A 15,485-nucleotide genomic window follows, 5' to 3' on the forward strand; every position below is an offset into this window, starting at 1 on the left:
GTTGGCCAAGTGAGCGCGGGCGATCTTTGCCGCTCGCCCAGACAATCTGTCACAGCTGGGCCCAATTGAACGCAGGCCGCTACTCCATACCTCATGCGTTACATCACGAACCATGAAAGGAGAGAGCATGACCGACACAACCGATTACGGCGCGGCCCCCCATGTCTTGGATATCGAGAAGGATACGCGCGAGAATCCGAACTTTCGCACGACACGTTGGACAGGCAAAAACATCCAGCTGACGCTGATGTCGATCCCCTTGGGCGGCGATATCGGCATGGAAGTGCATGAAACCCATGATCAGTTCCTGCGCCTTGAACAGGGGAAGGGCCGAGTGCAGATGGGCCCCAGCAAAGCGGATCTGAATTTCGAGCGCGAAGTGGAAGCTGATTTTGCTGTCTTCGTTCCGGCCGGAACATGGCACAACATCACCAACATCGGCGACGAACCGATCAAGCTTTATGCGATCTATGGCCCGCCTGATCACCGTCATGGAACGGTTCACGCGACCCAGGCCGATGCGGAAAACGATCCGCACGAACACTGATTGGCCCAGACACCAGAACGCATAAAAGGCGGGGAGATTATCCCCGCCTTTTCATGTTTATAGTTAGTCGCACTTATCCTGCGGCGCTGCGCCGTTCCGGGTGGAACCGGGTTTGGTCGGACACCTGAAAACGGCCGTTGCTGATCTTGCTGATCCGCCCTTCGCGCAGCAAGGTGCCGAACGAACGCAAGCCGTCTTCACGGTTGAACTCCTCGGGGTCGAGTTCGCGCACCTTCTTCATAATCTGTGGACGCGAGAATTCCTCGGCCCCTTCCACGAAGGCGGTGTAGGCTGCGGCGGCTTCCAGCAGGTCAGGCAAGGCGCTTGCCCCCATGTTTTCAGCAAATTCAGCGAATGAATCCGCGTCAGCCGGGGCGGTTGTCACAGCCGTGGCCACGCGACGCGGCCGGACCGGGGTCACCGGACCATCACTTGCTGGCTTGGGCGCATCGACACGTTGCGACGCAACCAGTTTCAGCGGTGCCGGACGGGGCCGTTCGGTATGTGCGTCACCGCGTGTGGCGCGGCGTGGGCGCACAACCTGATCCAGGTCTTCGCGGAACGCGTTTTCAGCCTCGCCATCGTCGTCTTTATCTTCGCCCAAAGCGCGCGCGGCTTCGGTCGCGGCCACGGCGGCCTTGAGTTGCGAAATGGCCTGGCGGCGGCGGCTGCTTTCAGGTTCGGCCAGTTCGGCGTCGGTCTGATCCATGATCCGCGACATCGCAGCCTCGTCCTCGTCAACCGTTTCCGACAGGATCGCGCGGCCACGGCGCGTCGCGGGGGGGCCTCGGCAGCGGAGTCTTGCGCGGCGGTTTCGCGCTCAACTTCGGCCAACTCTTCCATCAGCGCGGCTTCTTCCTCGGCTGAAAGCGGGTCGTCGTCGCCATCGGCGATATCGACATCATCGGCGCCGTCAAGATCCGCCAAGGATGCGGCGATGGCGATATCGTCCTCGATCTCGTCGTCATAATCGGCCATATCAGCGACGTCCGCGCCCGCGTCGTCGTCAACATCCTCTTCAAGCGCGCCAGCTTGCACGGCGGCGTCGAAGGCCGCGCGTTTCATGCGCATTACACGCGGTTGGATCGGGGCGTTTTCATCCTCGTCCTCAGCGCTGCCCATGTCATCGACGCTCTCGTCATCGTCGGAATCGCCGGCCACGAAACGCGCGACAAGGTCGTCGCCGTCCGTCGCGTCATCGGCGTCAACATCGTCGGATGTATCCACGTCTTGCGCGGGCTCGACGGTATCATCGGCGCCGGACTGCGCCATGATGGCGGCAAGGGTATCGTCATCACCCGCAGGTGTTTCATCTGCGGTTTCGGCGACGTCTTCCAAGTCATCATCAATGTCATCGGACACGTCCATAGCGGCGGATTCGTCCACCGCATTCATGTCGTCGGCATCATCCATATCACTGTCAAACGCGGCGATGGAATCAACGTCAGCCACATTTGGCGCATGCAGGTCTTCGGCATAGTCGGCCGTTTCGCCGTCACTGTTGCCCGACCCGACCACGGCGCGGATGCGCTGCAGTTTGGCGGCAACGCTGTCGGCATCGGGGTGGCTTGGCACTGCGGGGCGCGGGGCGGCTTGCGCTGCTGCGTCCTCGGCCATGTCTTCCGTCTCGGGCGTTGAAATTGCCGCCTCCGAACCGTCAGCCACGAGCACTGAGGCAGGATCGCTGTGATCCGCCTCGGCCTCGGGTTCGGGGGCGTTCCCGGCTGCATCTGCCGTCGCAGGCGCATCGGTGTCTGAAGTGTCATGATCCGACGCTGCCGGGTGGGCAGGTGTCGGGGATTCCGCTGGCGCGGCCAAGGCACCGGCAGCGCGCAGCACGATGCCGCTTTCGTCGCTTCGGGCCTGAACCGGGCGCGCAATCTCGCGCTGGGCAATCCGCGCCAACATTTCGGCGTCGGGTGTTGGGGGCTCTGCCCCGAAATACCGATCTTCACTCGCCAGATCGCGGAAATATTCCGCAATCGCTTTCATCGTGGTGAAGGAATCGTCAAATCCCTCCAACGTGCACGAGAAAGTGCCGTAAGAAACGGTAAGAATCTTGCTTGATTCAACCATTGTGTGCTCGCTTTCTCCCAATCCCAGCGACAATCTTTTTACCATCAATTGGTTCGCAATCCGGAACAAGACCGCGTTAATAGGGGTATTATTTCGTGACCAAACTAAGGAATGTTTCCCGAATGGTGGTTAATCCTTCATGACGCGCCCTGTTGTTCACAAATCCGAACCAGTGACATTGGTCGGCGCGGGTGTGTTTAACGCGGACGACCTTACTTTGGCGTTAAAACATGCGCCATCGCTTGTGGCCGCCGATGGTGGCGGGAACGCGCTTGTGGGGCATGTGCAGGCACCCCTGGCGGTGATCGGCGACCTTGATAGCCTGACAAATAAGGCCAGGGCGGCGTTTTCCAAGGTAATGCACCACGTCGGCGAACAAGATACCACCGATTTTGAGAAATGCCTGACCCGAATCGCGGCGCCCGTGATTCTCGCGGTGGGGTTCACCGGCGGGCGGCTTGACCATACTCTGTCCGCGCTCAACACGATGGCGCGCCACCGCGACCGCCCGGTGATCCTGATCGGACCGGATGATATCAGTTTTCTGGTGCCGCACAGCAAGATCACCCTTGATCTGCCCGTTGCCACCCGCCTGTCGCTGATGCCCTTGGCGGATGCGCGGGTCGACACGAAAGGCCTGCGCTGGGAGATCCGGGACACCGCCCTGCACCCCGTCCGCGCCGCCAGCATTTCAAACGAAACCACCGCGCCACAGGTTGATATTCATGCGATGGGGCCGCTGTTGATCACTCTGCCACAGGCGGCGCTGGTAGCCGCGATAACCGCTGTTCGCGCAGGATAACGTAGAGCCCCGCCGCGATCGTGACGGCAATGCCAAGTGCCGCCAGCCCGTTGGGCAGATCGCGAAAGATCAGCCAGCCAATCACGGTCGCAATCGGAATCTCCAGATATTGCATCGGTGCAAGCGTGGCCGAAGGGGCAAAGCGCAGGCTCCATGTCATCACCAGATGCGCCAGCGTGCCCAGGATGCCCAGCAGCGCCAGCAACGACCACTCATTCCCCACGGGTAGGGCGAGGGACAGAGCAGGCACCTGCGCAAACACGGCCAGTAGCGGCAGCAGGATCACCAGCGCCAACAACCCGCTATTGGCCTGCAATGTAATCGGGTCAACTTCCCTGGCGATCTGGCGGGTGACCAGCATGAACAGGGCAAACACGACAGCCACCAGCAGGGGCAAAAGGGCTGGCGCGCCGACCTGCGCAAAGTTCGGCTGCACCACCAGCAGGGTGCCTGCAAATCCGATCACGCAGGCGATCAACCGATGTGGGCCAACATCCTCGCCCAGCACGTATTTCCCCAGCAGCAGCATGATGAAGGGCATGACAAAGGCAATCGCGATGGCATCGGCCAATGGCAGGAACCGCAGGGACGTGAACATCGCCCCGATTCCGACCATGTGCAGCACCGTGCGCAGGGCCGTCAGCGCGGCAATCCGGCGTGTCATGCGCAGGGTGCCGCCCATGACCACAACCAAAGGCACAAGGATCACCGCCTGCACCCCGAACCGAGCCAAGATCAACTGACCCAGCGCTACCGTATCGCCCAAGACCTTGGCCAATGAATCTCCCAAGGGTGCAAGGACACAGAAGCCAAGCATCAAGAGGATTCCAAGAAAAGGACGGTCGGTGGTCATCCGCGAAGGCTAGCGGGGCGACCCCGTTCCGACAACGGTATCACGCTACATGCGCCAAGCCCGACCTCGGGAGGGCCGTGGAATTGCGCGTGACGGGTGTTGGGCAGAATGACCTGACTGCCAAGCGTGCCAGGCGTTGCGGGAAAGCCCTCCCACGGGGGAGGTCGGGCTTGGCAAATGTGCGCCGGTTGCGTCTATTCTGCCAATCCCCCTTAAATCGCCGCCGCTGGCGGGCTTTGCGTTACCAGCGGCGCGCGGGCGTTAACCCGTTCGCGATGGATCACATAAAGCCCCGATCCGATGATCACCGAAATGCCGATCAGGGTCAGCGTGTCGGGGAAATCCTGGAACACCAGATAGCCCAGCAGCGCCGCCATGACGATTTCAAGGTAGTGCAGCGGCGCGAGCGTGGCCGAGGGGGCAAATTTCAACGCATAGGTCATCATCAGATGGCTGAGGGCGGCAAAGATCCCCACGCCAACCAGCCATAGCCAGACAACGCCCTGCGGCATCACCGGATCAAGGGTGGCCCAGCCGCGCCCGTCCGCCAGCCAGATCACCGGAATGCAGATCAGGCTGGCCACCACAGCCGTATGATACTGCATCGCCACGGGATGCATCCGGCGCGACAACCCGCGCGTGACCAGCATATAGGCGGCAAAGCTGAAGGCCGTGCCCAGCGGCAACAATGCGACCGCGCCAAATTCGGCAAAGCTGGGCTGGATCACCAGCAATACACCTGCAAAACCCACGGCAGCGGCCCCGATCCGGCGGGGGCCGACTTCATCGCCGAAATAGAGTTTGGCAAAGATCAGGATGATAAACGGCTCGACAAAGACAATCGCCAATGCGTCGGCCAGTGGCATGATCGCTATCGCCGCGATAAAAAGATAAGTCGAGAGGATCAGCAAAAGTGCGCGCGCCGTGATGATCCCCCACAGACGGACGGGCAGGCGCAGCCCCAGACCCATCGCCAGACAAAGCGGCAACATCAGCACCGCCTGCACAATGAAACGCGCGGCGGTGATCTGGCCAACGGGCAGGGTCGCGGCGGCAAGTTTGGCCGCCACATCCAGCATCGGCGCAAACACGCAAAACCCCAGCATCAAAACGATACCGGGCAGCACGCGATCCGCGTCAGCAGCAGGGGTTATTGCGACAGTCATGGTCGCGCATTTAGGCGGGTGAACGCGACAGGTCTAGCTTGGGGGCGACACGCATGGGTGAGCAAACCGATCACGGTTTCAGCTCCCCTCGCCGGGCGCCGTAACACTCCCTTAACAATTCGGCACATTCACCGCCAAGCCGCCCAGCGCGGTTTCCTTGTATTTCTCGGACATATCGGCGCCGGTCTGGCGCATGGTTTCAATTGCGGCGTCGAGCGGCACAAGGTGCGTGCCATCCCCGCGCAAAGACAGGCTCGCGGCCGATACCGCCTTGATCGCGCCAAGGCCGTTGCGTTCGATACAGGGCACCTGCACCAGCCCGCGCACCGGATCGCAGGTCATGCCCAGATGATGCTCCAGTGCAATTTCAGCTGCGTTTTCAATCTGTTCCGGGGTGCCGCCCATGACGGCGCACAGACCGGCCGCAGCCATCGCGGCGGCGCTGCCCACTTCGGCCTGACAGCCCGCTTCGGCCCCGCTGATCGAGGCGTTGAATTTCACCAGCCCGCCAATCGCCGCCGCCGTCAGCAGGAAATCGGGGATTTTCGAGGGCGCAGCACCCGGCACATGGTCCAGCCAATAGCGGATCGTTGCCGGCACCACCCCCGCTGCGCCATTTGTCGGGGCGGTCACGACCTGCCCGCCGGCGGCGTTTTCTTCGTTTACGGCCATCGCATAGGTCGACATCCAGTCGTTGATGGTGTGCGGCGCATTCAGGTTCATGCCGCGTTCCGCCTGCAGCGCATCGTGGATCGCCTTGGCGCGGCGTTTGACGTGCAAGCCCCCGGGCAGGATGCCATCCGTGGTCAGACCGCGATCAATACAGGCGTTCATCACGTCCCAGATGCGCGCCAAACCCTTGCTGACATGGCCGGACCCGTTGCGGGAATGTTCATTTTCGCGCTTCATGTCGGCGATGCTCAGGCCGGATTCAGCGGCCATATCAAGCATTTCGCGCGCGCTCGTGAAGGGAAACGGCACCGGTGGGCCATCGTCGGTATCCTTGCCCGCGGCCAGTTCTTCGGCTGTCAGAACGAACCCGCCACCGATGGAATAATAAGTGACTTCGGTGATCGTATCGCCCTGCGCATCGCGCCCGCGCAGGATCAGCCCGTTGGCATGGCCGGGCAGGGCCGGGCCATAGTCGAATTCCAGATCGTCGGCGGGGGCAAAAATCAGACGGCTCAGGCCATCGGGTTCCACGACCCCTTCCGCCTTGATGCGCGCCAGCTCGGCCTCGGCCTTGTCGGCGTCATAATCGTCGGCGCGAAATCCGGCGAGGCCAAGGATCACCGCGCGATCAGTGGCATGGCCCACGCCGGTGAACGCCAGCGAGCCGTGCAGCGAGGCATGCAAACGGGCCACCTTGAAGGGCTGCGCGCGCAAATGATCCAGAAACCGCGCGGCGGCGACCATCGGTCCGATCGTATGACTGGACGACGGGCCTACGCCCACTTTGAACATATCAAAGACTGAGAGGAACATCAGATTGCACTTCCTTCGGGGGGTTGCGGGGGGCGGGGGGCAGACATAGGCGTGGGGCCAAGCCCTTCGGCGGTTTGGACAAGGGTGGTTGCGGGCCATCTATCAGCCGCGCGGGCAAAGGCAAGCAGGCGCGGGGTGCGCGCCAGATCAAACCACGCGGTGTCGCCGCCATAAAGTGCCAACCAGCGCAGTATCGGGGCCAGGTAGCAGGCGGGTGCACTTGGCTGGCGCGCGTCGCGCCCCAACCCATCAAGCCAAGGCGCATCAGGCGCGGCATTCAGGATATCAAGCTGGGCGCAAATGCGCGCGCGGGTGGTCGCGCGCAGGGCGGTTGTGTCACCGCTGATATGTTGGTCAGGGTAGAACAGCATCCGGCAGGCGGGGTGCAGGGTATTGGACAGCCAGAACAGCCATTTCAGCGCGGCCGCACGATCTGACCCGCGTTCAGGCAGCAACCCGGCGTGGCGATCGGCCAGCCACAGCAAGATTGCACCGGTTTCGAACAACACGCCGTCGGGGGTTTCAAGCACCGGAATCAATCCGTTGGGATTGAGCGCCAGAAATCGTGGCGATTTCTGCCCCCGCGCGGCGCGATCCACTAACACGGTGTCAAACGGCGCGCCCACAGTATCCAGCGCCAGCCGAACACAAAGCGAGGCGTTGTCAGGGGCATAGTGAAGGCGCAGGCTGCTGGTCATGGCGCAAGATTACGCCATGCCCGAATGAATCGCAGCGCGAAAACGACCGTTCAGGGGGAATTGCACCAAAAGGGACATGGCCGCTAGGCGGATAAGGCGGACGTTCAGGTCAGGTGACGATTCGAACGCGTTTTTCGGGTCTGATGGCGTTGACACCGCTGAGAAACCCCGGCTCCCTCAGATATTAGAATAGGCTCGGGGGGATCGGGTTGATAAGTTCAGTCGTTTCTGCTTCGCACAAATCGGCCAATTGGCTGGCTGCATCGGCCGGATCCAACTGGCCGACGGTTACGGCGTTCGACAACGCCTGAACAAACGGCCTGTAAGTTTCTTCGGCGGCTCCAGTCAGCCACTCGTCCAGACTGTCGAACATCCGGTCATTGAAGCCGGTCGCATGAGGACCGGGGTTAGCCAACACAACGTCAATACCTTGGGGTGCCAGTTCTTCGCGCAAGCTCGCCCCCATCGCCTGCATGGCATGTTTTGACATTGCATAGGGCCCTGCCATTGCCCCGGCGCTTACACCGGCAATCGAGGAGACAAATAGTATGCGCCCCGATCCACGCGCCGTCATCGCAGGAACGCAGGCCTGCGTCATCGCGAGTGTACCAAACACGTTCACTTCGAAAACCTGCCGTGCGCGGTCCATCGGCATAAGCGCAAGCGGGCCGAGTTGACTGACGCCGGCGTTATTGACCAATACATCCGCCGCGAACTCCGCCGCTTGCGCGCGATCGTCGGCGTTTGTGATATCCAGCTTGATCGGCGTTATTCGGTTAAGTTTCTCAAAACTAGCTGCTTGGGTCGTTGAAATAACGCCAGCCAAGATATCGTGGCCCCGTTCCGCCAATTCTATCGCGGTTAAACGTCCGAGCCCGGTGCCAGCGCCAGTTATGAGAATTTTCATTTGAGATCCCTTATCTTCGCTATTTTACCGGAACTATAACGGAAGGACCCCTACATTCAAAATCCGTGCGGATTAACGACTGCGGCTCATTGCGGTCGTTCGCGCGTGGCAGATGCAGCTTTGGAACAAATTCATCCATCGTCCCCACAGCTTCCGTCATCGCTATCCGCATTTCTGGGGTCGCGCGGCTCGCGTTCCGGCCTTATAACCCCCACACCTGCCACAGTGGAGCTGCCCCATGACCTATGATCTCTCGCCCATCGACAAGGCGAAATTCGCCGCCGCCAAACGTGCCACCGACTTTGTCGAGGACGGGATGCGCGTGGGGCTTGGCACCGGCAGCACCGCCGCCTGGCTGGTCAAATGTCTGGGCGAGATGGTGCAGAACGACGGGCTGCGCATCAAGGGCGTGCCAACGTCCAGCCGCACAGCCCAGATGGCGCGCGAAGTCGGGATCGAGGTGATTTCACTGGACGAGGCCAAGTGGCTGGACCTGACCATCGACGGGGCCGATGAATATGACGGCAACCTCAACCTGATCAAGGGCGGCGGCGGCGCGCATCTCCAGGAAAAGATCGTGGCGACGGCCAGCGACCAGATGGTCGTCATCGCCGATATCGGCAAGCAGGTTGAAACGCTGGGCGCATTCCCCTTGCCCGTCGAGGTGATCCCCTTTGGCTGGCAGACCACGAAAACCCTGCTCGAGGAAACGCTGATCGGGATGGATGTGCTGGGACGCACCACCAGCCTGCGCATGAACGGCGACCATCCGTTTATCACCGACGAGGGCAACCATATCATTGATTTGCACCTCAACCGGATCGGCAACGCCCGCCAGCTCAGCCTTGTGCTCAATCAGATTCCCGGCGTGGTGGAAAACGGGCTGTTCATCGATATCTGTGACGCCGTCGTGATCGGCCACGGCGATGGCCGCGTCGAGGTGCGTGACATCAATCAGGGCACGATCGAAGAAAGCCAGATCGAATTTGTGGAATCCGAAAACCTGTTCAGCGATCTGTAAACGCATGGAACTTTGCCGTAGCGTCCGCCGGTCGACGTTGACTTGCGCAAACTCTGTGCGACTGACGCTTTGACGAAACCGGCGTCACGCTAAACGACGGCTTCTCAATCCAACTGGTGCGGTGTGGGGCGGCGACGTGGGCAAACCCGCCCGGGGATCGTCGCGATGACGTGATGGCCCACAGAACGGATAGTGCGGCCCTGTGCGTTGAATTCTGTCCGGCCCGCCCTGATTCGGCGCATCAGGCTCCGCGCATCTGAGGGCGCAAATTTACCGCGCCTGTGCTGGCATTCCGCCGCGCCTTATGATCTATGCTGCATGATCGTTTTTCCCAAAGGCCGACCCATGACCGACTTTGACTATGACCTTTTCGTAATTGGTGGCGGTTCGGGGGGCGTGCGCGCGGCGCGCGTGGCCGCCGCGACGGGGGCCAAGGTGGCACTGGCCGAAGAATACCGCATGGGTGGCACCTGCGTGATCCGCGGCTGTGTGCCCAAGAAACTGATGGTCTTTGCATCCGAATACCACGAAATGTTTGCTGACGCGCGCGCCTATGGCTGGGACGTGGAAGACGGGCAGTTTGACTGGACCCGGTTTCGCGGCAAACTGCACGCCGAACTTGACCGGCTGGAAGATGTGTATCGCCGCCTGCTGGACGGGTCGGGCGTTGAAATCGTCGACAGCCGCGCAACGCTGGCCGATCCACACACCGTCAAATTCACCGATGGCAGCACCAAATCGGCCAAACATATTCTGATCGCCACCGGCGCACGCCCGCAACCGCCTGACATGAAGGGCGCCGAGCTGGGGATTTCCAGCAACGATATCTTTAATCTCGACGCGCTGCCCAAATCCATTCTGATTGTCGGCGGTGGTTATATCGCCTGTGAATTTGCCTGTATTCTGCACGGGTTGGGTGTGGCGGTGACGCAGTTCTATCGCGGCGCGCAAATCCTGCGCGGTTTTGATGACGAGGCCCGCGGGCTGGTCAGCGAAGAGATGCAGCAACGCGGCGTCGATCTTCACCTTGGCACCAACGTATTCGAGATGGAAAAGCGCGACGCTGGCGTCTGGATCAAGGCGACAAATGGCACCGAAGGCACTTTTGATCATGTGATGTTCGCCACGGGCCGCGCCCCCAATACCGACGGCATGGGGCTGGCCGAAGCCGGTGTTGAACTGGGCCGTCAGGGACAAATCGTGGTGGATGACTATTCGCAAACCAAGGTGCCCTCGATCTTTGCGATCGGTGATGTGACCAACCGCGTGCAACTGACACCGGTGGCGATCCGCGAGGCGATGGCCTTTGTCGAGACGGTGTTTCAGGGTAATCCGACCAAGGTTGACCACAAACTGGTCCCCAGCGCGATCTTTACGCAGCCGGAAATGGGCACCGTGGGCCTGTCCGAGGAAGCCGCCCGCGAGATCGAGCCGGTGGACATCTACTGCACCTCGTTCAAGCCGATGCAGCAATCCTTTGCCGGACGCACCGACCGCGTGCTGATGAAACTGGTGGTCTCCAAGGCGACCCGCAAAGTGCTGGGCTGTCACATTGTCAGCCCCCAGGCGGGCGAAATGATCCAGCTGGTGGGCATCGCGATCAAGATGGGGGCCACCAAAGAAGACTTTGATCGCACCGTTGCCGTGCATCCGACGATCTCGGAAGAATTGGTGACGATGCGAGAACCTGTGCGGAGCGCTTGAAATCCGCTAGAAACTACACAGATTGAACATGACGCCCTAAGTCGGGCCGAGCAAAAAGGGATGAACAGGCGTAATGGCTGGAAACAATGGTGGCCCCTGGGGGGCGGAGGCAATAACGGGTCAGGTGGCGACGACGATCGCGACCGTCAAGGCGGCAATCGCGGACGCCGTCCCGGTGAACCACCCCAAATTCCCGAAATCGACGAGTTGATGAACAAGGGCCGCGAACAGCTGCGCGTTTTGATGGGCGGCGGTCGCGGTGGCAACAACGGCGGCGGCGCCGGCGGTGGCGCCGGTGGTCCGCAAATCACCCGTGGCATGGTTGGCCTTGGGGTTCTTGCGCTGGTCGTGCTTTGGGGGCTGTCGTCGTTCTACACGATCCGTCCCGAACAAAAATCGGTCGAGCTGCTTTTTGGCGAATGTAACGAGCCCTGCATCGGCGAACCGGGTCTGAACTTTGCCCCCTGGCCGATTATCACCCGCGAAATCGTCAATGTTTCACAGGAACGCGTGATCGAGATCGGCGAAGAAGAGGTGCCCGCACAGCTCAGCGACAGCCGTCTTGTGCAAAGCCAGCTTGAGGCGGACATCGGCCTGATGCTGACCGGTGATGAAAACATCGTCGATATCGACTTTCAGGTGGTGTGGAATATTACCTCGCCTGACAGGTTCCTGTTCAACCTAGCCGATCCCGAGGAAACCATCGCGGCTGTGGCAGAATCGGCCATGCGCGAAATTATCGCCACCTCTGAATTGGCCAACCTGAACCGCGAACGTGGCGTGATCCGTGATCGCCTGCACGAGCTGACCCAGGCCACCCTTGATAGCTATGACAGCGGCGTGAACATCGTGCGTATCAACCTTGACCAGGCCGATCCGCCTGCAACGCAGGTGCAGGTTATCGATATCGACGGGCAGCAACGTCTGACCTCGCCTTTGGATGCTTTCCGCGACGTGCAGGATGCTGAACAGGAACGTATCCAACTGCAGAACCAGGCCGACGCCTATGCCAACCGTGTGACGGCGGGTGCGCGTGGTAATGCCGCGCAAATTCTTGAAGCCGCCGAAGGTTATCGTGCCCGCGTCGTCAACGAAGCGCAGGGTGAGGCCGCGCGCTTTATCAGCGTTCTCGAAGAATACACCAAGGCCCCAGACGTGACCCGTCAGCGCCTTTATCTCGAGATGGTGCAGGAAGTTTACGGCCGATCCGACATCATCCTGCTGGATGATAACGGCGGGGCAGGAGGGGCAGTGCCATATCTGCCGCTTGATACCATCCGTCGTCCAGCCACAGGGGGGGCAAACTAATGAACAAGTCAGTCTTTATTCTGCCGCTTATCGTGATCCTGATCGCAGCCGGGCTAAGTTCGATCTTTATCGTGGATGAACGTGAAAAGGCGCTTGTGCTGCGCTTTGGCCGTGTGGTCCAGATCAAGGAAGACCCGGGTATCGGCCTGCGCATTCCGATCATTGATCAGGTAATCACCTATGATGACCGGATCATTTCCATCGACATGGAAGCCCAGGAAGTCATCCCCAATGATGACCGCCGCTTGATCATCGACGCCTTTGCCCGCTACCGGATTTCCGATGTGGAACAATTCCGTCAAGCCACAGGCGCGGGCGGTGAGGCCTCGATTGCAATGGCCGATAACCGTCTTGAGCAAATCCTGCGCGATAAAACCCGCGAAGTTCTGGGTTCGGTCAGTTCCGGCGATATCTTGTCCACCGACCGGACCGCGCTGATGCTGCGCATTCGCAACGGCGCCATTGCCGAAGCCAATTCGCTGGGTCTGACGGTCATTGACGTGCGCCTCAAACGCACCGACCTGCCGACGGAAAACCTGGCGGAAACCTTCCGCCGCATGGTGTCGGAACGTGAACGCGAGGCCGAAGACGAACGCGCCCGTGGCCGCGAAGCCGCGCAGCGTATCCGTGCGCAGGCCGACCGGACCGTGATCGAGCTTGAATCCGACGCCGAACGTCTGGCGCGTATCGCCCAGGGTGAAGCAGACGCGGAACGCAACGCGATTTTCGCCGATGCCTTTGGTCAGGACCAGGAATTCTTCCAGTTCTACCGCTCGCTCGAGGCCTATCGTGGCGCTTTGTCGGAGGGGAACACACGTCTTGTCCTGAGCCCCGATAACGAGTTCTTTGACTACCTGCGTTCGCCTTCTGGTGCGCCAGCGGCGCAATAGGCGGGCCAATGGCCGTCGTGCTTCTGGCCCTCGGGTTGGTTTTGATCGTAGAGGGGCTGGTCTATGTGCTGGCCCCTTCACTCGTCGAAGATATGCTTGCCGCCCTGCGCAACATGCCCATCGAGGCACGGCGCGTAGCCGGGGCGCTGGCGCTTGTCACCGGGCTGGCGCTGGTCTGGTTCGCATCCGCGCTGGGCATCGATCTGTTCACATCGCAGTGACAGGCCGTGCACAAGGTTTGAGTTGCGCGCTGCGCATACTACATAGATGATCATAGCAATGGCCGCAGCAGCGGCACCAGTCCAATACCAAGGAGATCCCCGTGAATTCTAAGGCGATCGCAGTTCAATCTTCTCGTTACACTACCATGATCCGCGCTCTGGCTGCGCTGATGCTTGGCCTTGCGGTTCTGGCGGCACAAGTCGCGCCAGGCTTCGCCCAGGAGCGACCGGCGACCTTCGCCGATCTTGCCGAAATGGTCAGCCCGGCGGTTGTGAACATCACCACGACCACCGTGGTGGCAGGGCGCACCGGCCCGCAGGGGATCGTTCCCGAAGGCTCCCCGTTCGAGGATTTCTTTCGCGATTTCGAGGATCGTCAGGATGGCGCGCCGCGCCGTTCCTCGGCTCTTGGATCGGGTTTCGTGATTTCTGCTGACGGGTATATCGTCACCAATAACCACGTGATCGTCGATTCAGACGAAATCATGATTGAATTTTTCTCGGGTCAGGAATTGCCCGCGGAAATTATCGGCACAGACCCCAATACCGACCTTGCCCTGCTCAAGGTCGATGCAACCGACCTGCCTTTCGTTGTTTTTGGAGACAGCAATGGCGCGGGCGCGCGTGTCGGCGATTGGGTCATGGCGATGGGCAACCCGCTGGGGCAGGGCTTTTCGGTCAGCGCCGGAATCGTTTCGGCGCGTAACCGTGCATTGTCAGGCACTTACGATGATTACATCCAGACCGATGCCGCAATCAACCGCGGCAACTCGGGTGGGCCGCTGTTCAATATGGACGGCGAAGTCATCGGCGTGAACACCGCCATCCTGTCGCCCAACGGTGGCAGCATCGGCATTGGCTTTGCCATGTCCTCGGCTGTGGTGGTCAATGTGGTCGATCAGCTGCGCGAGTTTGGTGAAACGCGGCGCGGCTGGCTGGGCGTGCGCATTCAGGACGTCACCCCCGATATGGTCGAAGCCATCGAAGGGCTGGATATGGCGCGCGGCGCGATGGTCACTGATGTGCCGACCGGCCCCGCCGAAGATGCGGGTATGTTGTCGGGCGACGTGATCTTGATGTTTGACGGCACCGAAATTGCGGATACGCGCGAGTTGGTCACCATCGTCGGCAATTCGCCGGTTGGCAAATCTGTCCCCGTCCAGGTGCTGCGCGCAGGCGAAATGGAAGACCTGACCGTCGTGCTGGGCCGCCGTGAAACCGCCGAAGCGGCGGGCACCGACCCTCAGCCCGAAGCGATGGAACCCGCCATGACCGATCTGATGGGCATGACCCTGTCCGAAGTCACACCGGACCTTGTGCAGGAATATCAGCTTGGCAAAGGTGACGGTCTTGTGGTGACGGATGTTGCGGCCGATAGCGAAGCGGCAGAAAAAGGTATCCTTGCCGGCGATCTGATCACCGAAGCGGGCCAGCAAAAGGTCGCCACGCTGGGCGATCTTGAGGCGCGTATCGTCGAAGCCGAGGAAGCAGGGCGCAAGTCGATCCTGCTGCTGATCCGGCGCGGCGGTGATCCACGCTTCGTGGCGCTTGGCCTGGAGTAAGACTGTTTTGACCACCGCACAAAGGGCGTCCCGCGGGGCGCCCTTTTTGTTTGGCGAGTGACGCAAATTTTGCAGGTTCATGCCGCGCGTGCCTTGATTCCGTGCAAGGCCCCAAACCTTGACGCATCGCCCCACCACACCTATCTACGCTCACAGGTTCGGAATGCCTGCCGCTCGCCCCCCTTGGGGATGGTGAAATTCCGCCACGATCCCACGGCTTTCAACAGACATTGTTGGCAGACCGG

13 protein-coding genes and 1 pseudogene are annotated in these 15,485 nt (G+C 60.8%); 8 read left to right on the top strand and 6 right to left on the bottom strand.

Features of this window, described 5'->3' with window-relative positions:
* The first annotated feature begins 127 nt into the window (after positions 1-127).
* Positions 128-547 (top strand): cupin domain-containing protein, encoded by a 420-nt coding sequence (locus FTO60_RS04925; RefSeq protein WP_148054925.1) that lies wholly within the window; start codon positions 128-130, stop codon positions 545-547.
* 474 nt (positions 548-1,021) lie between these two features.
* On the opposite strand, the gene FTO60_RS04930 is transcribed toward FTO60_RS04925, so the two are convergent.
* A complete protein-coding gene (locus FTO60_RS04930) occupies positions 1,022-2,539 on the bottom strand; it encodes a hypothetical protein (protein ID WP_254696887.1) in 1,518 nt (505 codons plus the stop codon).
* Between the two features lie 223 nt (positions 2,540-2,762).
* Between FTO60_RS04930 and FTO60_RS04935 the strand changes: the two genes are divergently transcribed.
* On the top strand, positions 2,763-3,425 hold the full coding sequence (locus FTO60_RS04935) for a thiamine diphosphokinase (protein WP_148054926.1): 663 nt from the start codon (positions 2,763-2,765) through the stop codon (positions 3,423-3,425).
* On the opposite strand, the gene FTO60_RS04940 is transcribed toward FTO60_RS04935, so the two are convergent.
* From FTO60_RS04940 to FTO60_RS04960, 5 genes are all read right to left on the bottom strand, one after another.
* A complete protein-coding gene (locus tag FTO60_RS04940; protein ID WP_148054927.1) occupies positions 3,370-4,278 on the bottom strand; it encodes a DMT family transporter in 909 nt (302 codons plus the stop codon). The two genes, FTO60_RS04935 and FTO60_RS04940, sit on opposite strands and share 56 nt — an antisense overlap.
* A 212-nt stretch (positions 4,279-4,490) precedes the next feature.
* Positions 4,491-5,444: a DMT family transporter gene (locus FTO60_RS04945; RefSeq protein ID WP_254696888.1), complete on the bottom strand. Its 954-nt coding sequence runs from the start codon at positions 5,442-5,444 to the stop codon at positions 4,491-4,493.
* Positions 5,445-5,555: 111 nt separating this feature from the next.
* On the bottom strand, positions 5,556-6,929 hold the full coding sequence (locus FTO60_RS04950) for an L-serine ammonia-lyase (protein WP_148054928.1): 1,374 nt from the start codon (positions 6,927-6,929) through the stop codon (positions 5,556-5,558).
* Positions 6,929-7,627: a glutathione S-transferase family protein gene (locus tag FTO60_RS04955; RefSeq protein WP_148054929.1), complete on the bottom strand. Its 699-nt coding sequence runs from the start codon at positions 7,625-7,627 to the stop codon at positions 6,929-6,931. Before FTO60_RS04955 ends, FTO60_RS04950 begins: the two co-directional genes overlap by 1 nt.
* A 184-nt stretch (positions 7,628-7,811) precedes the next feature.
* Positions 7,812-8,534, bottom strand: a complete 723-nt coding sequence (locus FTO60_RS04960) for an SDR family NAD(P)-dependent oxidoreductase (protein WP_148054930.1) — start codon at positions 8,532-8,534, stop codon at positions 7,812-7,814.
* A gap of 238 nt (positions 8,535-8,772) precedes the next feature.
* Here FTO60_RS04960 and rpiA point away from each other — a divergent pair, with 238 nt between their 5' ends.
* From rpiA to FTO60_RS04990, 6 genes and pseudogenes are all read left to right on the top strand, one after another.
* Positions 8,773-9,555 carry a ribose-5-phosphate isomerase RpiA gene (gene rpiA / locus FTO60_RS04965; RefSeq protein ID WP_148054931.1) on the top strand — a complete coding sequence of 261 codons (783 nt, stop codon included), beginning with the start codon at positions 8,773-8,775 and terminating at the stop codon, positions 9,553-9,555.
* 345 nt (positions 9,556-9,900) lie between these two features.
* Entirely contained in the window at positions 9,901-11,259 is a 1,359-nt protein-coding gene (gene gor / locus FTO60_RS04970; protein WP_148054932.1) for a glutathione-disulfide reductase, read from the top strand.
* 73 nt (positions 11,260-11,332) lie between these two features.
* A pseudogene (gene hflK, locus FTO60_RS04975) lies at positions 11,333-12,567 on the top strand (FtsH protease activity modulator HflK).
* On the top strand, positions 12,567-13,457 hold the full coding sequence (hflC, locus tag FTO60_RS04980) for a protease modulator HflC (RefSeq protein WP_148054933.1): 891 nt from the start codon (positions 12,567-12,569) through the stop codon (positions 13,455-13,457). The pseudogene hflK and the gene hflC overlap by 1 nt, the downstream one beginning before the upstream one ends.
* An 8-nt stretch (positions 13,458-13,465) precedes the next feature.
* Complete coding sequence (locus tag FTO60_RS04985; protein WP_148054934.1) at positions 13,466-13,678, top strand: DUF2065 family protein; 213 nt, start codon at positions 13,466-13,468, stop codon at positions 13,676-13,678.
* Between the two features lie 146 nt (positions 13,679-13,824).
* Positions 13,825-15,240, top strand: coding sequence for a Do family serine endopeptidase (locus FTO60_RS04990; RefSeq protein WP_148054935.1), 1,416 nt, complete (start codon positions 13,825-13,827; stop codon positions 15,238-15,240).
* Positions 15,241-15,485: the final 245 nt, after the last annotated feature.

This window comes from Octadecabacter sp. SW4, assembly GCF_008065155.1.
GTDB lineage: Bacteria > Pseudomonadota > Alphaproteobacteria > Rhodobacterales > Rhodobacteraceae > SW4.